Annotated in this window: 18 protein-coding genes; 7 read left to right on the forward strand and 11 right to left on the reverse strand. The window is 66.7% G+C overall.

The window, feature by feature from the left end; all coding sequences use genetic code 11:
- The first annotated feature begins 1 nt into the window (after position 1).
- The 3 genes from tssH to ACO1P8_RS04005 are packed head-to-tail and all read left to right on the forward strand — an operon-like array spanning position 2 to position 5106.
- Entirely contained in the window at positions 2-2695 is a 2694-nt protein-coding gene (gene tssH / locus ACO1P8_RS03995) for a type VI secretion system ATPase TssH (RefSeq protein ID WP_486294626.1), read from the forward strand.
- The gene (locus tag ACO1P8_RS04000; protein WP_486294627.1) at positions 2685-4715 is read left to right on the forward strand and encodes a type VI secretion system Vgr family protein; all 2031 of its coding nucleotides are present in this window, start codon (positions 2685-2687) and stop codon (positions 4713-4715) included. Before tssH ends, ACO1P8_RS04000 begins: the two co-directional genes overlap by 11 nt.
- A gap of 1 nt (position 4716) precedes the next feature.
- Positions 4717-5106 (forward strand): DUF4280 domain-containing protein, encoded by a 390-nt coding sequence (locus ACO1P8_RS04005; protein ID WP_486294628.1) that lies wholly within the window; start codon positions 4717-4719, stop codon positions 5104-5106.
- Between the two features lie 181 nt (positions 5107-5287).
- Here the strand turns inward: ACO1P8_RS04005 and ACO1P8_RS04010 are convergent, their stop codons facing one another.
- Positions 5288-5569: a hypothetical protein gene (locus ACO1P8_RS04010; RefSeq protein WP_486294629.1), complete on the reverse strand. Its 282-nt coding sequence runs from the start codon at positions 5567-5569 to the stop codon at positions 5288-5290.
- Between ACO1P8_RS04010 and tssJ the strand changes: the two genes are divergently transcribed.
- The 4 genes from tssJ to tssM all read left to right on the forward strand — a co-directional run bounded on the left by tssJ (position 5568) and on the right by tssM (position 12309).
- Complete coding sequence (gene tssJ / locus ACO1P8_RS04015) at positions 5568-6140, forward strand: type VI secretion system lipoprotein TssJ (RefSeq protein WP_486294630.1); 573 nt, start codon at positions 5568-5570, stop codon at positions 6138-6140. The genes ACO1P8_RS04010 and tssJ overlap by 2 nt on opposite strands.
- Positions 6124-7455 carry a type VI secretion system baseplate subunit TssK gene (tssK, locus tag ACO1P8_RS04020; protein WP_486294631.1) on the forward strand — a complete coding sequence of 444 codons (1332 nt, stop codon included), beginning with the start codon at positions 6124-6126 and terminating at the stop codon, positions 7453-7455. Before tssJ ends, tssK begins: the two co-directional genes overlap by 17 nt.
- Positions 7452-8768, forward strand: coding sequence for a type IVB secretion system protein IcmH/DotU (gene icmH / locus ACO1P8_RS04025; RefSeq protein ID WP_486294632.1), 1317 nt, complete (start codon positions 7452-7454; stop codon positions 8766-8768). The genes tssK and icmH overlap by 4 nt, the downstream gene beginning before the upstream one ends.
- A gap of 61 nt (positions 8769-8829) precedes the next feature.
- Positions 8830-12309, forward strand: a complete 3480-nt coding sequence (gene tssM / locus ACO1P8_RS04030; RefSeq protein WP_486294633.1) for a type VI secretion system membrane subunit TssM — start codon at positions 8830-8832, stop codon at positions 12307-12309.
- Here tssM and ACO1P8_RS04035 read toward each other — a convergent pair.
- From ACO1P8_RS04035 to ACO1P8_RS04080, 10 genes are all read right to left on the reverse strand, one after another.
- Positions 12306-13142 (reverse strand): ABC transporter ATP-binding protein, encoded by an 837-nt coding sequence (locus ACO1P8_RS04035; RefSeq protein WP_486294634.1) that lies wholly within the window; start codon positions 13140-13142, stop codon positions 12306-12308. The two genes, tssM and ACO1P8_RS04035, sit on opposite strands and share 4 nt — an antisense overlap.
- The gene (locus tag ACO1P8_RS04040; RefSeq protein WP_486294635.1) at positions 13139-14191 is read right to left on the reverse strand and encodes a FecCD family ABC transporter permease; all 1053 of its coding nucleotides are present in this window, start codon (positions 14189-14191) and stop codon (positions 13139-13141) included. The genes ACO1P8_RS04035 and ACO1P8_RS04040 overlap by 4 nt, the downstream gene beginning before the upstream one ends.
- Positions 14192-14195: 4 nt before the next feature.
- A complete protein-coding gene (gene ybgF, locus ACO1P8_RS04045; RefSeq protein ID WP_486294636.1) occupies positions 14196-14882 on the reverse strand; it encodes a tol-pal system protein YbgF in 687 nt (228 codons plus the stop codon).
- Positions 14883-14982: 100 nt separating this feature from the next.
- Complete coding sequence (locus ACO1P8_RS04050) at positions 14983-15480, reverse strand: OmpA family protein (RefSeq protein WP_094843600.1); 498 nt, start codon at positions 15478-15480, stop codon at positions 14983-14985.
- A gap of 35 nt (positions 15481-15515) precedes the next feature.
- Positions 15516-16829 (reverse strand): Tol-Pal system beta propeller repeat protein TolB, encoded by a 1314-nt coding sequence (gene tolB / locus ACO1P8_RS04055; RefSeq protein WP_486294637.1) that lies wholly within the window; start codon positions 16827-16829, stop codon positions 15516-15518.
- Positions 16830-16845: 16 nt separating this feature from the next.
- Positions 16846-18012, reverse strand: a complete 1167-nt coding sequence (gene tolA, locus ACO1P8_RS04060) for a cell envelope integrity protein TolA (protein WP_486294638.1) — start codon at positions 18010-18012, stop codon at positions 16846-16848.
- Positions 18013-18036: 24 nt separating this feature from the next.
- Positions 18037-18528, reverse strand: coding sequence for an ExbD/TolR family protein (locus ACO1P8_RS04065; protein ID WP_486294639.1), 492 nt, complete (start codon positions 18526-18528; stop codon positions 18037-18039).
- Positions 18528-19205: a protein TolQ gene (tolQ, locus tag ACO1P8_RS04070; protein ID WP_094843596.1), complete on the reverse strand. Its 678-nt coding sequence runs from the start codon at positions 19203-19205 to the stop codon at positions 18528-18530. The genes ACO1P8_RS04065 and tolQ overlap by 1 nt, the downstream gene beginning before the upstream one ends.
- 2 nt (positions 19206-19207) lie before the next feature.
- Positions 19208-19639: a tol-pal system-associated acyl-CoA thioesterase gene (ybgC, locus tag ACO1P8_RS04075; RefSeq protein WP_486294658.1), complete on the reverse strand. Its 432-nt coding sequence runs from the start codon at positions 19637-19639 to the stop codon at positions 19208-19210.
- Positions 19639-21372, reverse strand: coding sequence for a proline--tRNA ligase (locus ACO1P8_RS04080; RefSeq protein ID WP_486294640.1), 1734 nt, complete (start codon positions 21370-21372; stop codon positions 19639-19641). Before ACO1P8_RS04080 ends, ybgC begins: the two co-directional genes overlap by 1 nt.
- Between the last annotated feature and the right edge of the window lie 38 nt (positions 21373-21410).

Here is a 21410-nt window from a genome sequence, read left to right on the forward strand (position 1 = left end):
TATGTCGGAAATCAGCCGCGTCGCATTATTCGGCAAGCTCACGCCGCTCGGCTACCGGGCGATCGAGAACGCGACGACCTTCTGCAAGCTGCGTGGCCACGCCCATGTCGAGCTGGAGCATTGGATGCACCAGATCCTGCAGATGCAGGATGCGGACCTGCATCGCATCGTGCGCCATTTCCGGATCGAGCATGCCGCGCTCGCCCGCGATCTGGTCGAGTCGCTGGACCGCTTGCCGCCGGCGGCGGGCAGGGCGCTGGACCTTTCCGCCCTGGTCGAGGAATCCGTGGAGCGCGGATGGATGTACGCCTCGCTGCAATATGGACAAAGCCAGGTGCGTACCGGCCATCTGGTGCTGGGCATGTTGCGCACGCCTTCGCTGCGGCGGGCCCTGCTGGGAATTTCACGCCAGTTCGCCGGCATCGATCCGGATGTCCTGGCGGAAGGTTTCGCTACGTGGCTGCGCAGTTCCCCAGAAGAGGGTTCGGCGGCGGGCGCCTCGCGTTCGACCGCAGCACCCGCCTCGGGCGCGATGCCCGGGCTGGAGGGACCGCACCAGGCCTTGAGCCGGTACACCGTCGACCTGACCGCGCTGGCGCGCGAAGGCGGGCTCGATCCCATCGTCGGCCGCGACGATGAAATCCGCCAGATGATCGATATCCTGCTGCGGCGCCGCCAGAACAATCCCATCCTGACCGGCGAGGCCGGCGTCGGCAAGACAGCGGTCGTTGAAGGCCTGGCGCAGCGCATCGTTGACGGTAACGTGCCGCCGGCCCTGCGCGATGTTTCCCTGCGCACCCTGGACGTCGGCCTGCTGCAGGCGGGGGCCAGCATGAAGGGCGAATTCGAACAGCGCCTGCGCCAGGTCATCGATCAGGTGCAGGCGTCGGACAAGCCGATCATCCTGTTCGTCGACGAGGCCCATACGCTGGTGGGAGCGGGCGGCGCGGCGGGCACCGGCGACGCGGCCAACCTGCTGAAGCCCGCGCTGGCCCGAGGTACGCTGCGTACCATAGCGGCGACGACATGGGCGGAATACAAGCGCCACATCGAAAAGGATCCGGCGTTGACGCGCCGTTTCCAGCCGGTTCCCGTTGCCGAGCCCGACGAGGCGAAGGCGCTGCGCATGCTGCGCAGCGTGGTCGGCGCGATGGAAGCGCATCATGGGGTCCAGATCCTTGACGATGCCTTGCGCGAGGCCGTGCGGCTGAGCCATCGCTATATTCCCGACCGCCAGCTCCCGGATAAGGCGGTCAGCCTGCTCGATACGGTATGCGCGCGTGTGGCGGTCAGCCGGCATGCCACGCCGGGCGCCCTGGACCGCTGCCGCGCCAGCATCGAGGCGCTGCGCACGGAGCTTGCCTTGCTGGAGCGCGAAGCCGCCATCGGACTGGGCGATGGCGCCCGCGCGGGCCGGGTCGCGGCGAACCTTGCGATGGAGGAACGCGCGCGCGTGGCGCTCGAGGCGCGGTGGGAAAAGGAAAGAGCCCTGGTGGAAGCGATCGCCGGCCATCGTGCCGCGCTGGCCACCGAGTCCGCCACCGAGCCGGCCACCGGGCAGACCGCCACCCCCGCCGCCGTAAGCCGGCTCGCCGAACTGGCGCGCCTTGAAGAGGCACTGGCGGAATGCCAGGGCGAACAGCCGCTGGCGGTAGCCTGTGTGGACAGGCATGCCATCGCCGCGGTCGTGCAGGATTGGACGGGCATTCCCGTGGGGCGCATGCTGAACGATGAAATCGATAGCCTGCTCGACCTGGACAAAACGCTGGACCGCCGCATCGTCGGGCAGTCCCGGGCCACCGCATGCATCGCGCGGCGCATCCAGACGGCCCGCGCCGGCCTGGACAGGCCCGGACGTCCCGTCGGTGTCTTCCTGCTGGCCGGCCCTTCCGGCGTCGGCAAGACCGAGACGGCGCTGGCGTTGGCGGACGCCCTGTACGGTGGCGAGCACAACGTCATTACGCTGAACATGAGCGAATACCAGGAGGCGCATACGGTCTCCACGCTGAAGGGCGCGCCGCCCGGCTATGTCGGCTATGGCGAAGGCGGCGTTCTGACGGAAGCCGTGCGCCGGCGGCCCTACGGGGTGGTGCTGCTGGACGAAGTGGAAAAGGCGCATCCGGATGTGCACGAAGTCTTCTACCAGGTGTTCGACAAAGGCTGGATGGAAGACGGCGAAGGCCGTGTCATCGATTTCCGCAATTGCCTGATCCTGCTCACCACGAATGCCGGCTCGGACGTCATCGAACATTTGTGCGCCGAGGGGCGCGACCTTCCTTCCCCGGACGACATATGCGTGGCCTTGCGCCAGCCGCTTGTGAAGGTATTCCCGCCCGCATTGCTGGGAAGGATGACGGTCGTTCCCTACTATCCCCTGGGCCTGGATACCATAGGCCGGATCGTGCGGTTGCAGTTGGATCGCCTGGGCGGGCGCCTGAAGGCCGATGACGGCATCGTCTTCCAGTACGCCGATTCAGTGGTGGACGAAATCGCCGGCCGCTGCAAGGAACGGCAAAGCGGCGCTCGCCTGGTCGATGCCGTCCTGATGCAGTCCGTGCTGCCCGGCATCGGCAAGACCATGCTGGAATGGCGTCGCGAAGGGCGTTCGGTCGGGGTGATTCGTATAGAGGCGCAAGAAGGCGCATTCCGATACGAATTGGCCGAGTCGGCGGCGGAGGAGCCGGATGTCCTCTGACCCGCAGGGCGGGCGCAAGCTTCGGATCGGCGGCGCGGCCCTGCCGGCGGATACATTGCTGCATACCGTGCAGGGGCGCGAGCGTCTGGGCAAGCCCTTCAAGTTCGATATCCTGTTCTCGTGCGGCGACGGCGCGCCTTCCGCGGAATCGATACTGGGCAGCGCGGTCGTCTTGACGCTGTCCGGGCCCCAGGGAGACCGCGCGTTCCACGGCATCATCGCGCAGTTCAGCCTCGTGGAGCTGGGAGGGCTGACGCAGAAGGCGTCTTCCGGCAGGACGAAATACCGTGCGATCGTGCGGCCGCGCCTCTGGCGCCTGACCCGCTCGTCGCATTGCAGGTTCTTCCACGACAAGACTGTCGTCGATATCGCCAAGTTCCTGCTGGATGAACAGAGCGTCCCGCATCGCTCCATCTGTATCGGCTCCTATCCCAAACTGGACAACTGCACGCAGTACCGCGAAACCGACTTCAATTTTCTTAACCGCCTGCTCCAGCGCGAGGGTATCTACTATTACTTCGATCACAAGGACGGCACGGACACGCTGGTCCTGGTCGACGATCCGCAGCAGCACGGCGCTACCCCGAATTACGAATCCATACCCTTCAATCACGTGGGGCAGGGCGACGGAACGCAAGCCGTGGGGGAAGCCGTCTACGACTGGAAGAACGATCGTCGTGTCGTGCCGGGACGGTCCGAGACGAACGCGTTCGACTTCGAGAACGTCTCCCGCAGTACGAGCCAGGGCCTGACCGGCCATGCCACCAGCGAGAAGCAGGGCAACAAGGCGTATGTCATACAGGAGCCCGCGCTCTGGTATGACGACGACAACGATGGCGTGCGCTATGCGTGGGCACGGCTGGACGCGTATCTTCCCCGCGCTTCGCGCGTGGCTGGCCGCGCCACCGCGTGCGGCATATCGCCCGGTGCCTGGTTCGCGCTGACGGGGCATGCCGTCGCCGAGCAGAACGGCAAGTACCTGGTGACCGACGTGCGCTATCGCATGAGCGATGGCTATTATCCGGTGGGGCACGCCGCCGAAAAGAACTCGTCGCCGCCGGCCGATCCGGCGGCGGCTCGCCGCGCCCGCATGCTGTTCGATTGCCGGTTCCGCGCCATCCCGCGCGATAGCCGGTATCGCGCACGATGCTGGGCCCACGTCCCGGTCATCGGCCCGCAGACCGCCATCGTCCTCGCGCCCGAAGGCGAGGATTTCGCGACGGACGCGCATGGCCGGATCAAGGTGCAGTTCCACTGGGAACAGTTCAACCCGCCCAGCACCGGCCAGGCGATGCAACGCTGCTGGGTCCGGGTCGCCCAGCCCTGGGCGGGAGACCGCTGGGGGGCCATGTTCCTGCCGCGCAAGGGCCAGGAAGTCCTGGTGGACTTCCTGAACGGAAACCCAGACAAGCCTGTCGTGGTCGGGGGGCTTTATAACGGCAAGAACAAGACGCCCTATGCGCTGCCCGATGCGGCGGCGGTGAGTACGATCCTCACGCAGGGGACCGGCGCGGGAAACGCCGGCAAGCGTAACGAGCTGCGGTTCGACGATGAAAAACTGCAGATCCTGCTGTACACCGACGGCAACCAGGACAACTACACCGAGCACGACAGCCTGACCTATGTCGGCCACGATTCGCACACCTTCATAGAAGAGCACCAACTGATCGAAACCAAGTACCAGGACGTCACCGTCGGCGCCAGCCAGACGATACGGGCCCGCGACGTATCTCTGAGCGCGAGCCTGTCCGTGGTACACGAGGCGGGAGAGAAGTACGTCATCAAAAGCGAACTGGTGCACATCAAGTCGGATGCCACCCTGGTGCTCGAAGCGACCGCCATGCTATCGCTCAAGGCCGGTGGAAGCTTCATCTCGATCGGGCCGGACGGCGTGCATATCTCCGGGCCCATCGTATACCTGAATTCGGGTGGCGCCGCCGGCAGCGGCCCCGGCGGCTCGACGAAGCAACCCGAGCATCCCAAGCGCGCCGATGACGGCAAGTCGGTGAAGCGGAACTGATATGGCATTACCTGTAGTACTGGGTGCGCAACTGGCCTGCACCTTCGGCACCGCTCCGTCCGCGCTCATCGTCGAGCCGTCCTCCAGAGTTCTCGTGGAAGGCCGGCCGGCGGCCAACATCGAGGACAACAAACCCATCGTCAACATCCCGCCGTTTCTCATGTGCACCTCCGTGGCGAATCCGGCGGTGGAGGCCGCCACCGCGGCGGCCATGGGCGTGCTGACGCCCATGCCGTGCGTCCCGATCGTCGAGGCGCCCTGGCTGCCCGGTGCGCCCACGGTGCTGGTGGGCGGCCTGCCCGCGCTGGACAACAGTTCCCGCTGCATGTGCCAGTGGGCCGGCGTGATCTCCATCGTTATGCCTGGCAGCGTGCGCACCATGGTGCCGTGACGGGCATCGAGTCCCGTGCGCCAGCAGGGTGCCACCTACGATTTTTCCCAATGTCCGGAGGCGTGGATAGTGCGATCCTTTGGACAGGCATCGAATTCCTTATGGGTAGCGATCGTACCGGCCTTGCGCGGCGTGCATGCCAGGCCCCTGACCATGGGGTAACCGGGTGGCGCGGCGCAGGTCAAACCAGCGTCGTCGCGGTCATCGCGTCGGCCGCTTCGAGGATGGGCAGATGAACGACAATTTCTGGAATACCTTCAATACCAGGACAGGTGCGCTCGATGCGCTCGCGCGCGTTGACTTGTTGGCCGGCGACCCGGCGCTGGATCGCCGGATGGCGGTACTGGCGGACGCCGATCCGTTGGGCTTGCGCATGGCGCGCCGTCCCCCGCCGGGATGTTGCTCGGCGCTTTCCCGAGATCGCGTCTCGCCGGAACACTACGCGTATCGGCTTCCCACCCATGCAAGCGCGGCGCCTGTATGGCGCGCGGATCTCGATGTGTGAACAGCGCCGGCTTGCCGTGCGCTTCATGGTGGTGGCATGTCTGCTCGCATGCCTGGCGGCATGCGCCACGGGGCCGGAGGAGCACCGCGGCGTTTGCCTGCGCCTGGCAGGCTCGGACAGGCTCAATCCGGATCGCGATGGACGCCCGTCGCCCGTCATCGTGCGGATTTACCAGCTGTCCGAAGCCGACGACTTCCGCCAGGCGGGATTCTTCGATCTCTACGGCAACGACAGGCAGCTGCTGGGCAAGGCCATGCTGGCCCGCTCGGTGCTGGCGATCCGGCCGGGTCAGCGGATCAAGCTTGGGCAGGCGCTCGTGCCGGGCGCGCGCTACCTCGCCGTGCTTGTGGCCTATCGCGACATCTGGCGCGCCCGGTGGCGCGCCGTGGTAGCCCTGCCGGACCAAAGCGAGGATGGCGATAGCGATTGGCTGCTGACGCTGCATCCGGACAAGTTGACGATAACGCCGCACGGCGGCGGAAACGATAAGGGTTCCTGGAAAGAGGGAAGTCATGTACTGGAACAGTAAGATCATCTGGTCCGAAGGCATGCTGCTGCAACAGCAGCATCTGCAGCAGCATGACCGCTACTGGCGCAATTACATCGAAGGACGCATCGGCCGTTCCCCGCGGGGCTGGGGTCTTTCGAGACTGGAATTGGACGAACACTTGTTGGCCTTGGGCAAACTGGCGCTGCTGGCTTGCGAAGGCGTGATGCCGGACGGCACGCCATTTGCCCTGCCGCAGGAAGACGACCTTCCCGCCGCACGGGACGTCCCGGAGGATGCGCGCGACGTCCTGGTGGTCCTGGCCTTGCCGCTGGCACGCCCAGGCGCGCCGGAGGCGGCGGGCGATGAACCGGAATCCCCCCACGCGCGCTACCGTATCGCCGAATGCGAAGTGCGCGACGCCAATGCCGGCGCGGACCAGGAGGCATTGGTGCAGGTGGGAAGGCTGCGCCTGCGCCTGGCCTTTCATCATGAGGTCGCCGAGGGCCATGCCCTGCTCGGCATCGCGCGCATCGTGGAGCGCCGGTCCGACGGCACGGTGATCCTCGATCGCGCGTACTGCCCGCCGGTGATCGATTGCCGGGCGGCGCCACGCATGACACGGCTGATGGACGAACTGGTGGGACTGCTCGGGCAGCGTGGGGCCGCGCTGGCCGGTCGGCTGATGGAGCCGAACACGCATGGCGCGGCGGAGATCGCCGAGTTCCTGCTGTTGCAGCTGGTCAATCGCGCCGAACCGCTGTTCGCGCACCTGTCGTCCGCCGGCGGCCTGCACCCGGAACATCTGTACCGGGAGATGCTGAGACTGGCCGGCGAACTGGCCTGCTTCAGCCAGGGAGACCGGCGGCCGCCCAAACTGACGCCGTATCGGCATGACGACCTGGACGGATCCTTCCGGCCCTTGATGGAATATCTGCGCCGCGCGCTGTCGGCCGTGATCGAGCCGCAGGCCATTGCGATTCCGCTGGAGCCAGGCCAGTTCGGCATGCGCGTGGGGCGGGTGCCCGACGTCGGCCTGTTGCGCACGGCCAGCTTCGTGCTGGCCGCTGGCGCGGATCTGCCCGTCGACGCACTGTGGTCCAGCCTGCCCGCGAAGCTGAAGGTCGGGCCGGTCGAAAAAATCCACGACCTGGTCACGCTCCAGCTGCCCGGCATCGCGCTGCGCACGCTGCCGGTCGCGCCGCGCCAACTGCCGTTCCACGCCAACAACTGCTATTTCGCGTTGGATGCGGCCGATGACCTGTGGGCGGAGCTGTCGACGTCGGCGGGTATCGCCTTGCACGTGGCGGGCGATTTTCCCGGCCTGCAGCTGGCGCTCTGGGCCATACGCCAATGAAGGTGGTCGACTATACGCGGGATGGGGACGCGGGGCCGCCCGGGGCCACCTCGCCCCTTGCCGTCATCCATGACATCGCGCCGCCCATGCCGCCGTCCGGCGCGCCGGTGTTCCTGCCCCGCCACGCCTTGAATCCGCTGGTGGCGGCCGCGCATCCGCTATTGGAGATCGGCGTGTTGCTGCGTCACGGCCGCCAGTCGCCGCCTTTTTCGCTGGAGGAGCTGCGTACCCGGCTGGTCGCCATGGTGCGGACCTTCGTGGATACCTGTGCGTCCTTTTCCACGGACATCGTCGCTGCCGCGCGCTACTGCCTTTGCACCTATGTCGACGAGGCTATCGCAGCTACCTGCTGGGGGGGAGAAGCCTGGTCGGCACGCAGCCTGCTCGTCATCTTCCATGGCGAATCGTCCGGCGGCGAACGTTTCTTTACCATCCTGCACGAGCTGTCGCGCGATCCGGCGGCCAACATCGATGCGCTGGAATTGCTGTCGGTGATACTGGCGCTCGGCATGCAGGGCCGCTATCGGCTGTCGCCGCAGGGCATCGCCTCGCTCGGACAGGTGCGCCACAAATTGCGGGGCCTGATCCGCCAGGTGCGCGGCGCCCCGGAGGCCGCCCTATCGCCGCGCTGGCGGGGCGAACGGGTGCCGCCGCGCGGCCCGTTCATGTTGCGTCCGCTGGGGTGGGTGGTGGCGGGGGTGATCCTTGCGCTGGTCTCGCTGCATGGCTGGCTGAGTTTGCGCTTGCGGCAACACGCGGATGCGGTCGCGCTGGCGCGCGAGGCCGTGCGGGTCACCGCTCCCATTCGTGCGCCGGCACCGCCGCCCGCCGTTGCGCCGCCGCGCCCGCAGCCGGCCGCCACTCCCATGCCTTTCGCTCCCCAGCTCGACCAGGCGCTGGCCGCCGACATCGCGGCACAGCGGGTGCATATCGATCGCCGTTCCGACCGCGTCGTTCTCACCCTGAATACCGACGGGCTGTTCGCTTCCGGCAGCGCGCGGGTGGCCCCCGCCGATCTTCCCCTGATCCGCCGGATCGGTGACGCGCTGCGCGGTGTCCCCGGGCAGGTCGTCGTGGTGGGACACACGGACGACCAGCGGCCCGCGCCTGGGGCCCCTTCGAACTGGGCGCTGTCGCTGGCGCGCGCCACGCAGGTCGTAGAGCTCCTGCGCCAGGAGACGGACACGTCCGCGCGGTTCCTGGCACAGGGAAGCGGCAGCAGCCAGCCCGTCGCTTCCAACGACACGCCCGCGGGCCAGGCTCGCAACCGGCGCGTGGCAATCACCGTACTGGCGCCCGGCGCCACCCCGTAGCGCCGCGTCCGTCGCCATCGTGGCCCCAGGGGCCCGGATACTCACTTCGAGAACGCGCTTTATGCTCAAAAGAATCTTCGGCGGGTTGACCTTCCGCCGCTTCCTGATGGCCGTGGTGGTGTTACTGGGCATCGGGTTCATCGTGCACCAATCGCCGCGCTTTTCCTACGCGGGGCATGCGCCTTTCGCGACGCCGGCGGCGCGGGCCTGGCTGACACTGGCCTTGTGCCTGTTGTGGGTTTTCGCGCATGGCCTGACGGCGTTGGTGCGCCGCCTGGACCGCGTGCGCATCAGCTGGGAACCGGCGCCGCCCGAGCCTTCCGCGCCCCAGTATGACGACGGTCCCCTGGTGGCAGCGCAGGACAGGCTCGACATGCTTTTCAGGGCGGTGCGACGCGTGCTGCGCAAGGATGGCCCGGCATGGCGGCTGGGCCGGCACAGCCTTTACCGCCTGCCGTGGTATGTCGCGCTGGGCGATGCGGGCAGCGGCAAGACCTTGCTGCTGGCATCCTCGCGCCTGGGGATGTCGGCGCCCGGCGACGATTCCCATTGGCAGGCGGGCGATCCTTGCAGGTTCTGGCTCGGCAACCATGCCCTGCTGATAGAGACGGGAGGTGCTCCGGCATCCGCCGAAGGCGGCGCCGGTTTCGGACACGCCATCTGGCAGCGCCTGCTCAAACGAACGTGGCAGGCGCGCCGGTTCTGTCCCGTGAACGGTGTCATCGTCGTCCTCAACGTACAGGATCTGCTGGGCGGCGAGCAACTGGCGTTGGCGCGCGCGCAGGATGCCCGCGCGCGCCTGCGCGACATGCAGCGGCGCTTCAGGGCGCCGTATCCCGTGTATGTCGTCGTCGCGCAGTGCGATCGCCTGGCCGGCTTCGAGGCGTTTTTCGCCCACCTGGATCGCGCCGCGGCGGAACAGGTGTGGGGGATGACGTTCGCCGATTCGACCGCTCAAGGCAACGAGGCGGCACTGGCCGCATTCGAGAACGAATTCGCGGCGCTGGTGCGCCGTCTGCAGGATCGCGTCGTGTATCTGACGGCGACCGCCGGCGACGATGTGCAGGCGGGCGCGATCTATGGGTTCCCCTCTCAGTTCGAAGCCCTGGGTGAACCTCTGGGAGCGTGGCTGGGGCATGTGTTCGCGCGGTCGTTCCACGCGAGGGCTTCCTGGCTGCGCGGGGTGTATTTCACCAGCGCCGCGCAGGATGGCGATGTCCGGTACGTTTCTTCGAGTGCCGTCGCCGCGTTCGTCCGGGATGCCGTGCCGTCGCGGCAACGCGGCACCCCGCATGCCCACGGCTACTTCATCACGGGCCTGCTGCGCGATGTGGTGTTCCAGGAGCGCGGGCTCGCCGACCGGGCCGCGGCGCATATGCGGCGGCGCGCTTCGCGCTATCTGTGGCCGGCCGCCCTGGTCCTCGCCGTCGTCATCGCCGGTGCGATGTTGGCGGCCGGATATCAGCGCAACCGCGCCTTGATCCAGAAGGTGCATGGCGATACGGCAAAGCTTGCCGCGCTCGCGGCCGGCGTGACCGCCCACGGGCGCGGCGCCGAACTGCCCCGGATGCTGGCCCTGCTGGATGCCGCCAGCCGGCCGGTGCTTGCGCCGGAGGCTTCCGTCGTCGACGCCATTGTGCTGCACGGCGCCGGCCTGTACCAGGGCGATACGCTGGCCGACACGGCGCATGCCGAATATCACGCGCTGCTGCGGCAGACCCTGCTGCGTTTCGTCCAGGCCCGCGCGCGCCAGGCGATGACCAATATCGCACGCGGCGACATGCCGCGGTTTCGCGCCCTGCGCACCTACCTGATGCTCAGCGATCCGGAGCACTACGATGGGGGCGCCGTTATGGCATGGACGATGCGCGATATCGAACGCCTGCCTCTGACGGACGCGCGGCGCGCCGATATGCTGTCCTATATAAAGGATTTGTTCGAGGCCCCCGATTTCGATGCCGCCTTGCCGCTGGACGCCGCCGTGGTGGCACGCGTCCGTGCCGAACTGACCGCGCGGCCGCTGGCGGACCGCGTGTACGACATGCTGGAGTCCGATCTGTCCGAAGCGGTACCGCAAGCCTTGTCGGTGGCGCTCCTGGAAGGGATGAACACGCCGCTGGTGTTGCGCCGTCCGAGCGGGCGGCCGTTGTCGGAGGGGGTGCCGGGCGCGTACACCCTCGCGGGCTACCGCCTTTACGAGGCCATGCGCGACCAACTGATCGCCGATACCGAAAGAGACGGGTGGGTGCTGGGGCAGGCGAGCTCCCCCGCGGATGCCGTCCGTCTGCGCGATGCGCTCGACAGGGACTATTTCTCGCACTACATCTGGGCATGGGATGCGTTGCTGGGCGACACGCGCGTGGGCCCCCTGCCGGCCGACGCCCGCGACGGCGCCGCGGAGATGCACGTACTCGCGGGCGCCGATTCTCCCTTGAGGCGTTTCCTCCAGGGCGTGGTTGCGCAAACCACGCTGGCCGCCAAGGGCGACCCGGATACGCCCGTGGACCGTCATTTCGACCCGCTGCACCAGTTGTTCGTCGCGCAGGATGGCGGCGTTCCGCCCATCGTCAGGATCCAGGGCGCCATCGAAAGCGCCGCCCAGTTCCTGGACGCGGTGGATGCCGCCCGCCAGCATGGGCTGGCGCCGCCGCCCGCGGAGGCGCTCGCATCCTTGCAGGATGCCGCCGAGGGCCAGCCGGCCCCGGTGCGGGACATGTTGCAGCAGTTGGCCAACGATGGAAAGGCGGTGGCGCTGGATGACGTGCGCCGCCGCATCGACGAACTGTGGCGCGCCGACGTCGCGCCGTTCTGCCATGCCGCGGTCGATAACCGGTATCCGGTCGATCCGCAGTCCGGCCAGGATATGGCGCAGGACGATTTCAACCGCCTGTTCGCGCCCGCAGGCTTGCTGGACGCCTTCTTCCACGCCAATCTGCTGAACTATGTCGACATGAGCGTCAACCCGTGGCGCTGGCGGCCGAATGCCGCGCGGCTGGGTTTCTCGCGCACCGCGCTGCAGGTTTTCCAGGATGCGGCGACGATACGCCAGGCGTTCTTTCCCGATGGCGGCAAGACGATGTTGATCCATTTCCAGCTGTCGCCGATATTCCTGGATCCCTATTTCACGCAATTCAATCTGACCCTGGGAGCCCAGACGCTAAGGTATTCGCACGGCCCGGCCATTCCGACCGGGTTCGCATGGCCGGGCGGCGGCACGCAGTCCGGGCGCATCGACTACGAGCCCGCGGATCCCGAGGGCCGCAATGGACATAGCGTAAGCGGTCCATGGGCGCTGTTCCGCCTGCTGGACATGGGAACCTTGCAGACGGTCCGAAGCGATCGCTTCAAACTCGATTTCGATCTGTCGGGCAAACGCGCGTCGCTGGAGTTGGACGCGGGCAGCGTCATCAATCCCTTCGCCTTGACGGCGTTGCATCGCTTCCGCTGCCTGGATCGCCTGCTGACCGTCGGTCCCGCGGCGAAGCCCCCGCCGCGCCAGCTGCCGGCGGACGCGGCAAGCGGCGTCGGCGCAGGACGCTAGCGCTGTCGTACGGCTTGGTCCAGCACGCCATCGATCATGACGTAAGGCCAGCCCTCGTCGCACCGCGCCACCCGGCCTTGCACGCCGTACACCGCGGCCAGGGTATCGGGCCTGATCACCTCCGCCGGCGGGCCTTCCGCGGCCAGTGCGCCGGCACGCAGCAGCACGGCCCGATCGGTGTGCCGCAGGGCGATGTTCAGATCGTGTACCGCCATCAGCGTGATCAGCGACCGCGCCCGGGTTTCGCGCGTCAGCAGCGCCATGACCTCGAACTGGTGCCGTAGGTCGAGGGCGGACAAGGGTTCATCCAGCAGCAGGACGCGCGGTTCGCGTACCAGCGCCAGTGCAAGGCCGGCCAATTGCCGCTGTCCACCCGAAAGCTCGTCCAGGTAGCACAGGGCGAGGTGCGCGATGTCTAGCCGTTCCAATAGCGCATGCGCGCGGCCGGCATGGTCGGTACCGTTGCTGCGTGCGGCGTGTGCGCGGTCGGCGGCCACGACGGCTTCCAGTACGCGCAGGTGCACGGCCGCGGGCAGGTCCTGGGGCATGTAGGCCACCAGCGTCGATCGTTCCGCCGGCGGCAGCGTCGCCAGATCTCGCCCCGCGAATGCAATCGTGCCGCCGCGCAGGGGCATCAGGCCCGCCACGGCTTTCAGCAGGGTGGATTTGCCGCAGCCATTGGGCCCCAGCACGGCGGCGACTTCGCCGGCCCGCAGCCCTTGCAGCGACAGGGCCGCGAAGACGTCTCGCCCGCCATACCCGGCGCGCATCGCCGAAACCGCCAGGCCGGCGTGCGGGGGGAGAGGCACAGCGCCCGACGGTTCGTGGGTCATGGCAGTTGCCGCCGCAGCACGACGGCCAGGAAGACCGGCAGTCCGGCCAGGGCGGTGACGATGCCGATCGGCAGTACCAGACCGGGTACGAGGGATTTCGAAAGGATGGACGCCAGAGACAGGACGATCCCCCCGATCAGCGCGCTGCCGGCGAGATAGAAGCGATGATCCTCGCCGAACAGGCGGCGGGCGATGTGCGGCGCGACCAAACCGATGAAACCGATGACCCCCGCCAGCGAAACGGCCACCGCGGAGAGCAGGCTGACGCGCGCCAGCGCGCCCAGGCGCAGGCGCCGCACGTCCACGCCGAAGCTGGCGGCCCGCTCCGCGCCCAGGCGCAGCGCCGTCAGGCGCCACGCGGCACGCAGCGAAAAAGGCATCGCGACGGCCAGTGCCAGCGCCAGAGCGCCCACCTGCGGCCAGCCTATCCGGCCCAGGCTTCCCATCGTCCAGAAGACCAGGTTCTGCAAGGCTTGCGCGCTGGCCACGAACTGGATGGCCGAAACCAACGCGTTGCACAGGAAAACCAAGGCAATGCCGAATAGCACCACGCCGCTGGCGCGCATTCCGCTCCAGCGCGCCATGGCATCCAGCAGCAAGGCCGCGGCGGCGGCGAACGCGAAAGCGAACGCCGCAATCATCCAGTCCGGCGCTATCCCCGGTGCAAGCCAGGCGCCGAAAACGATGGCCACGGACGCCCCCAACGCGGCGGCGGACGACACGCCCAGGGTATCCGGGCTGGCCAGCGGGTTGTTCAGGACCGTTTGCATCTCGGCGCCAGCCAGGCCGAGCGCCATGCCGACCAGGGTCGCGGCCAGGGCGTAGGGCAGGCGTATCGACCATACGATGACGCGTTCGACCGGTGCCGCTTCGCCCGGATGCCGCAGCGCATCGAGCATGGCGGCGATCGGAAGGGGGCTGCTGCCCGTGAGGAAGTCCGCCAGCATGGCCGAGCCGATCAGGGCGGCCAGGGCGAAAAGCAAAAGCTGCCGCCGTCGCAGGATGCCCCGGTACCGCCGGACCGGATCGGGCGCCGCCACGCCGGCCATCGCGCTATTGCAGCAGTTGCAGGCGGTTCTTGGCGGTGTCCGCGGCGGGCGTGCCGGGATAGTCCTTGACGATCCGCTGCAGTGTCGCCTTGGCGCCCGCGCGGTTGTTCATTTCGATCTGGCTGCCGGCGATGACCAGCAGCGCATCGGGCGCACGCGGATTGTCCGGCGCGCTCTTGACCATGTTCTGCAGCTGGTCGATGGCGCCCTTGTAATCCTTGGTCGCGTACTTGCTGCTGCCCAGGTAGAACTGCGCCGTGGGCGACAGCTGGCTGTTGGGATACAGGGCGAGGAAGGCGGTCAGCCCATCGGCGGCTTCCTTGTACTGTCCTTTGCGGAAAAGGTCGATGGCGCCGTCGTAGGTGGACTGTTCCTGGGGATCGCCGGCGGTCGCGCCGCCCGTATCGGATTGGGTGCCATTGGCCGGCGCGCGCGGCACCGACTGATGCATGGCTTGTTCGATCTGGTTGCGCAGCTCGGTCACCTGCTGCTGCAGCGACTGGATTTGGTCCGCCAACTGCATGCGGGAGTTCTCACCGATCTGCCGCATCTGCTGGATTTGCTGGCGCAGCTCCAGGATCGCCTTGCGGGCGTCGTCGTCAGCGAAGGCATGGGCGGGTGAGGAGAGGGCGGCGAAGGCGATGCCGGCGGCCACCACCAGGATACGCAAAGACGGGGCTCGATCGTTCATGAGAATTCCTGGGTCAAGATAAAAACATGCGCCGGGCGGCCCTTCGACCGTCCCGACGCATGTTGCAAGGCAAGAGATCAGCTGTTGTCAGCCGTTCGGATTAACGCTGGTAGACGATATCCGCGCGGCGGTCCTGCGCCCAGCTGGATTCGTCCGTACCGGTGGCGTGTTCCTTGCCGAAGCTCGTGACTTCGATTTGCGAGGCATTGACGCCATTCAGCTTCATCAGGTCAGCGACGGCGTTGCCGCGGCGCGTACCCAGGGCCAGGTTGTACTCGGAGCTACCGCGCGGGTCGGTGTTGCCCTGGATCTGGACCTTCTGCGTACCATGGCTGGTCAGGTAGCCCGAGTGCATCTGCACCAGGGACTTGTACTGATCGCTGACGGTGTAGCTGTCGAAATCGAAGAAGACGCTTTTCTGTTGAGCAAGGGGGCTGCTCGGGTTGAACGGGTCCATGACCGGACCCGCGCCGCCGCCGGCGGTGCCCGCCGTGCCAGATCCCTGTCCTGCCTTGTCATCGAGCGGGACGGAGCTGCAAGCGGCTAGAGTTGCGACGAGCGCTGCAACGGTTAGGCTTTTGGCAATGCGCGACTTCATGATGGTTCCTTTGTTTGGTAAGTGAGTCACACGTGTTAGCGGGTAAATGGGCCCCAAGTCGGTTCGTTGATCTGTCCATTCAGTACCGACAGCGTTTGGCGCACACGGCCATCGCTCGATACCACTGCGAGAACATTACGTCCGCCCTGGATAGCCGCGTATAGTACTTGCATTCCATTCGGTGCAAAACTGGGAGATTGGTCATCGTTGCCATTAGTCAGCAAAGTTTCGTTCCCGCTGGATAGATTTAGCGAAGCGATGCGAAATGCGCCGTCGCGTCTTGCAACGTACACGAGGGTCGAACCATCGGGCGAAATACGGGGTGAGACGTTGTAACTACCGTTAAACGTCAGCCTGCGGGGCTCGCCGCCTCCCAATCCCACCTGGTAAATCTGCGGGCCGCCGCTGCGGTCGCTGGTGAAAATGATGGACCGGCCGTCCGGCGTAAACATCGGTTCGGTGTCGATGCCGGGCGAACGGGTAACCCGGCGCAGGTTGGAACCATCCGCGCTGATGGTGTAAATCTGCGACAGCCCGTCGCGGGTCAGCACCACTGCCAGCATGCTGCCGTCCGGAGACCAGGCGGGTGCGCTGTTGTTGCCTTTGTAGTTGGCCACGGGCACCCGGGCGCTGGTGGCCAGGGTATGGACATACACCACCGGCTTGCCGGATTCGAAGCTCACATAGGCCAGGCGCGAACCGTCCGGAGACCAGCGCGGCGAAATGATCGGTTCGCGCGACCGCAGGGCGACCTGCGGATTCTGTCCGTCCGCGTCCGCCACCTGAAGCTCATAGGTATTGCCCTGCTTCAGGACATAGGCGATGCGGGTCGAAAATACGCCGCGCACACCCGTAATTTTCTCGTAGATGCGGTCGGCGATCTGGTGGGCGATGCGGCGTAGTTCCTGTTCGGAACCTGAAAACGCGACGCCGTCCAGCTGGCCCCGCTTGACCGTGTCGGCCAGACGGTAGCGGATGTCGTAGCGGCCGTCGGGCGTCTGGCTGATGCTGCCATAGGCCAGGAAATCCGCGCCCTTGCCGCGCCAATCGTCATAGTTGACGCCGCTGTCCACCGTCAGGCCGGCGTTGGAGCCGTCGATCAGGCGGAATTGGCCGGTGCGGTTCAGGTCGGCGCGGATGACCTCCGCCAGGGCGTGTCCGCGCGTGGTATCGCCGGCGAAATCGGCGATGGCCACAGGGTACTGGGTGGCGCCCGTACCGGAAATGTCTACGCGCAGCTGGGCGTGGGCAGGCCGTGCGGCCAGCAGGATGGCCAGCAACACCAACAGGCCGAAACCGTAGGTCCTCAGCGCAGTCCGGATCGGGGATCGGCGATAAGCTGGAGTCATGGTAAGCAATCTCCTGTCAGTCATACATGCGGTAAATAACGTCGATCAACGGCTCGTACCGCCCGGTCGAAGGTTTCGGGAAGGGGTTGCAGCGCCGGATGCCGGTTTCCACGGCGCGGTCGAAGCCGGCGTTGCCCGACGACGAAGTCAGGGTTACCGCGGATACGCTGCCGTCCGAACGTAACTGTACCCGGTATTGCACCGTCGGGTTGGCGGAGCCGGCGCGCGGAGGTGTCGGGTAAGACACGCCCGGCTGGATGCACGCGCGGACCTTGGCGCCGTAACCATCGTCGCGTCCGCCGCCTGCCTGGTTGCGGTCCGCCGTGCCGCCGGGAATCCCGGCCGCACCCAGCGCGTCGTTGCGGAAGGCTTCTTTCAAGGCACGATCGGCGGCGGCCTTCTTGGCCGCGGCGGCTTTTTCGGCGGCCGCCTTTTCCGCGGCGGCTTTCTCGGCAGCGGCCTTCTCGGCAGCGGCCTTCTCAGCGGCGGGTTTCTCCGCCGCTGCCTTCTTGGCCGCGTCGTCCTTGGCCTTCTTGTCGGCGGCCGCTTTTTCCGCGGCGGCTTTGTCCGCGGCGGCTTTCTGGGCAGCCGCCTTGTCGGCGGCCGCTTTTTCCGCAGCAGCCTTTTCCGCGGCGGCCTTGTCGGCAGCGGCCTTGTCGGCCGCCGCCTTCGCTGCCGCCGCCTTTTCGGCGTCCTGACGTTGTTTTTCCAGGCGTTGCTTTTCTTCCAGCGCGGCCTGCTGGCGTTCCTTCTCCAGGCGCGCCTGTTCGGCCGCTGCTGCCTGGCGGTCTTTTTCTTCCTGTTCCTTCTTCTTGCGCGCCGCTTCGAGGGCGATCTCCGGATCCGGCGTGTCCTGCGGTTGGGCCTGCGGCTGCGGCTGCGGCGGGGGCGGCGGTGGCGCGGGTTGCGGGGGCGGCGGTGCGGGCTGCGGTTCTGGTGTGGGCTGCGGCTGCGGCGTGGGTTCAGGCTGCGGCGTCGGCGGCGGCGATACCGGGGAGTCGCCATTGGCCCACAGCTGTACCTGCACCGGCCCCGGGTTTTCGGTGCGCCAATTTACGCCCAGCACCAGGACCAGCACCAGGATCAGGTGGACGGCCACGGCAAAGCCGAATGCTTTCCGATTGTCCTGCGGGGGCGGGGCTTCCGGAGCTCGGCCGGAGTGCTTGATGAGAGGTGGCGTCATTGAGTCGAATGGGTAGGGCGCGGATCAGCGTTTGGGCGTCGCCGGCGCGGGACGCTGCGGCTGGCCGGCTGCAGCGGCGGCGGCCCCGGTGGAGGATTGCTGGTCGACCAGCAGCCCCAGCCGCGTGACGCCATTTGTGCGTAATTCGTCCATGACCTTCACGACCGATTCGTAAGGCACCTTGCCGTCGGCGGCGATGACGACCGGTGTGTCCGCGGTAATGCGCGAACGCACCTGGCTGACCAATTCCGAACGGCCGATGTTTTCCGGGGTCGCGCCCGGTTCGCGCATGCGCAGCGCGATATCGCCGTTCTGCGAGATCTGCACTTCCAGCGGCTTGACCGGCACGTCGGACGCCTGGCCGACCGAGGGCAGGTTGATCAGTCCGGGCGTGATCAGGGGCGCGGTCACCATGAAAATCACCAGCAGCACCAGCATCACGTCGATGTACGGCACGACGTTGATGTCGGCCTTCATGCGGCGGCCGGTACGGCCGCTCGAGCGTACCGAGGGCATCAGCGCACCTGTCGTTGCAGGATGTTCAGGAATTCATCGACGAAGCTGTCGAACCGGATGGACAGGCGATCGATGTCGTTGGTGAAACGGTTGTAGGCCACGACCGCGGGAATCGCCGCGAACAGGCCGATGGCGGTGGCGATCAGGGCTTCCGCGATGCCCGGCGCCACGGAGGCCAGCGTGGCCTGCTGCATGTTCGACAGGCCGATGAAGGCATGCATGATCCCCCATACGGTTCCGAGCAGGCCGATGTACGGGCTGACGGAGCCAGCCGACGCCAGGAAGTTCAGGTGGGATTCCAGCGCGTCCATCTCGCGCTGGTAGGCCGCCCGCATGGCGCGCCGTGCGCCGTCCAGGACGGCGTTGGCATCGTTGGCCGCGGCCCGACGCGCTTTCAGGAATTCGGTCATGCCGGCATCGAAGATGCGGGCCAGCGCGCCTTGTTCGGCGCGGCGGTTGGCCACCGCCTGCTGCAGCATGGACAGGTCCCCTCCCGACCAGAAGTCGTCTTCGAAGCGGCGCGTTTGCTGATGCGCGCGCTTGATGGCGTAGCGCTTCGCGAAGATATAGGTCCAGGACATGATCGAAATGCCCAGGAGCAAAAGCATGATCAGTTGGACCGGCACGCTCGCATGCGCGATCAGTGCGAACAACGACAGGTCGTTGGAGACTTGCATTTTTATCCCTGAATAGATTCGAGTAGTGCGCGCAATTCCGGAGGCAGCTCCGCCGGCCTCAGGCTGTTCGCATCCACGCAGCACACTTGGATGTTGCCCTCGGCCAGCAGTTCCCCGCTGCGCTCCGCCCGCTGCGCGAAGTGTATCGAAGCCCGGCGTACTCGTGTTACACGCGAGCGTATGGTAAGCACGTCGTCCAGGCGGGCCGGTTTCCGGTAGGACATGTCCAGGCCGGCGACCACGAACAGATGGCCGGATTCGCGAGCCAGCCTGGATTGGTCGAAACCCAGCGCGCGCAGCCATTCGGTCCGGCCGCGTTCCATGAATTTCAGATAGTTGGCGTAGAAAACGATCCCGCCGGCGTCCGTGTCTTCGTAATAGACACGGACGTCCAGCGTCGATTCCGGCGGAAGATACGGGGACAACGGGGAGATCAAAGGGTTTCCAGCTTGGCCAGCACTTGCTCCAGCGCCTGGTCGGCCGGCACCGTACTGGCGCTGGCTTCACGGCGGGCCTGCAATTCGATCACACCGTCCTTCAGTCCGCGCTCTCCAACTGTTACGCGCAAGGGGGCGCCTATCAGCTCCCATTCAGCGAACATCACGCCCGGACGCGCATCGCGGTCGTCCAGGATTACGTCGATGCCACGCTCGCGCAGCGCGGTATAGAGCGATTCAGCTGTGTTACGAACAGTTTCACTTTTTGCCCATCCGACGGGGCAGATCACGACCTCGAAGGGCGCCAGCGCGCGCGGCCAGACGATGCCGCGGGCGTCGTGGTTCTGCTCGATGGCGGCCGCGGCGATGCGGGTGATGCCGATGCCGTAGCATCCCATTTCCAGGGTGGCGGGCTTGCCCGTCTCGTCCAGGTAGGTGGCCTTCAGCGCGGAGGAATACTTGGTGCCCAGGTAGAACACGTGGCCGACTTCGATGCCGCGCTGGATGACCAGGGTGCCCTTGCCATCCGGCGCCGGATCGCCCGCCACCACATCGCGCAGATCGGCCACCTGGGCTGGTTCGGGCAGGTCGCGGACCCAATTGGCGCCCACGTAATGGTAGCCCTCGCGATTGGCGCCGCAGACGAAATTACCCATGTTCGCGACGGTGCGGTCGGCAATCACGGTCACGGGAAGTTGCGTGCCGATGGGGCCAAGATAGCCGGGCTTGCAGCCGAAATGCGCGACGATTTCCCCTTCCGTGGCAAAGCGGTAGCCTCGGTCCAGGCCCGCGACCTTGGCCGTCTTGATCTCGTTCAGGACATGGTCGCCGCGCAGCAGCAGTAGCCAGACGCGCACCTGGCCCGGCTCAGGATCCGTGGCCAGGACGATGGATTTGACGGTGGCTTCCAGCGGGATGCCCAGCTGGGTCGCCACGTCTTCGCATTTGGCCGCGCCGGGCGTCGGCACGGCTTCCAGGGCGCGTGCCGGCGCCTGCCGTTCGGCGATCAGCGCGGCGGCCTCCGCCAGCTCGATATTCGCCGCGTATTGCGTTTCCGGGTTGTAGACGATCAGGTCTTCCCCGGTGTCCGCGATCACCTGGAATTCATGGCTGCGCGTGCCGCCGATCGAGCCGGTGTCGGCCGCGACCGCGCGGAATTCCAGCCCCAGCCGGCGGAAAATCCGCATATAGGCGTCGTACATCGCGTCATAGCTGCGCAGGGCGCCGGCTTCGTCGCGGTCGAAGGAGTACGCGTCCTTCATCGTGAACTCGCGCCCGCGCATCAGGCCGAATCGGGGACGCCGTTCATCCCGGAACTTGGTCTGTATGTGATAGAAGTTCAGCGGCAGCTGGCGCCAGCTATGGATTTCGTTGCGGGCGATGTCGGTGATCACCTCTTCCGAGGTGGGTTGCAGCACGAAGTCCCGGTCATGGCGGTCCTTGAAGCGCAGGAGTTCCTGTCCGTACTGGACCCACCGTCCGGATTCCTGCCAGAGCTCCGCCGGCTGCACGACCGGCATCAGCAGCTCGATGGCGCCGGCCGCGTTCATTTCTTCCCGGACGATCTTCTCGATTTTGCGGATGACCCGCAGGCCCAGGGGCATGTACGTATAGATCCCCCCGGCGAGCTTGCGGATCATGCCGGCACGGGTCATCAACTGGTGGCTGACGATTTCGGCCTCGGCGGGCGCTTCTTTGAGTGTATTGATGTGATAGTTGGAGGCGCGCATGGTTTCCAGGAGGCGGCAGGTACGTATAATCAGACGTA

The sequence above is a fragment of the Bordetella sp. genome (genome assembly GCF_057362025.1).

Excerpts from the sequence above, each read along its gene's own strand:
- ACO1P8_RS04005 (WP_486294628.1), top strand. The coding sequence starts at position 4,717 with ATGGCATTACCTGTAGTACTGGGTGCGCAACTGGCCTGCACCTTCGGC.
- tolA (WP_486294638.1), bottom strand. The coding sequence starts at position 18,012 with ATGACGCCACCTCTCATCAAGCACTCCGGCCGAGCTCCGGAAGCCCCG.
- ACO1P8_RS04080 (WP_486294640.1), bottom strand. The coding sequence starts at position 21,372 with ATGCGCGCCTCCAACTATCACATCAATACACTCAAAGAAGCGCCCGCC.
- tolQ (WP_094843596.1), bottom strand. The coding sequence starts at position 19,205 with ATGCAAGTCTCCAACGACCTGTCGTTGTTCGCACTGATCGCGCATGCG.
- ACO1P8_RS04010 (WP_486294629.1), bottom strand. The coding sequence starts at position 5,569 with ATGGGTGGGAAGCCGATACGCGTAGTGTTCCGGCGAGACGCGATCTCG.
- ACO1P8_RS04035 (WP_486294634.1), bottom strand. The coding sequence starts at position 13,142 with ATGACCCACGAACCGTCGGGCGCTGTGCCTCTCCCCCCGCACGCCGGC.
- tssK (WP_486294631.1), top strand. The coding sequence starts at position 6,124 with ATGTACTGGAACAGTAAGATCATCTGGTCCGAAGGCATGCTGCTGCAA.
- tolB (WP_486294637.1), bottom strand. The coding sequence starts at position 16,829 with ATGACTCCAGCTTATCGCCGATCCCCGATCCGGACTGCGCTGAGGACC.
- ybgF (WP_486294636.1), bottom strand. The coding sequence starts at position 14,882 with ATGAACGATCGAGCCCCGTCTTTGCGTATCCTGGTGGTGGCCGCCGGC.
- ACO1P8_RS04050 (WP_094843600.1), bottom strand. The coding sequence starts at position 15,480 with ATGAAGTCGCGCATTGCCAAAAGCCTAACCGTTGCAGCGCTCGTCGCA.
- tssM (WP_486294633.1), top strand. The coding sequence starts at position 8,830 with ATGCTCAAAAGAATCTTCGGCGGGTTGACCTTCCGCCGCTTCCTGATG.
- ACO1P8_RS04065 (WP_486294639.1), bottom strand. The coding sequence starts at position 18,528 with ATGCCCTCGGTACGCTCGAGCGGCCGTACCGGCCGCCGCATGAAGGCC.
- tssH (WP_486294626.1), top strand. The coding sequence starts at position 2 with ATGTCGGAAATCAGCCGCGTCGCATTATTCGGCAAGCTCACGCCGCTC.
- icmH (WP_486294632.1), top strand. The coding sequence starts at position 7,452 with ATGAAGGTGGTCGACTATACGCGGGATGGGGACGCGGGGCCGCCCGGG.
- ACO1P8_RS04000 (WP_486294627.1), top strand. The coding sequence starts at position 2,685 with ATGTCCTCTGACCCGCAGGGCGGGCGCAAGCTTCGGATCGGCGGCGCG.
- tssJ (WP_486294630.1), top strand. The coding sequence starts at position 5,568 with ATGCAAGCGCGGCGCCTGTATGGCGCGCGGATCTCGATGTGTGAACAG.
- ACO1P8_RS04040 (WP_486294635.1), bottom strand. The coding sequence starts at position 14,191 with ATGGCCGGCGTGGCGGCGCCCGATCCGGTCCGGCGGTACCGGGGCATC.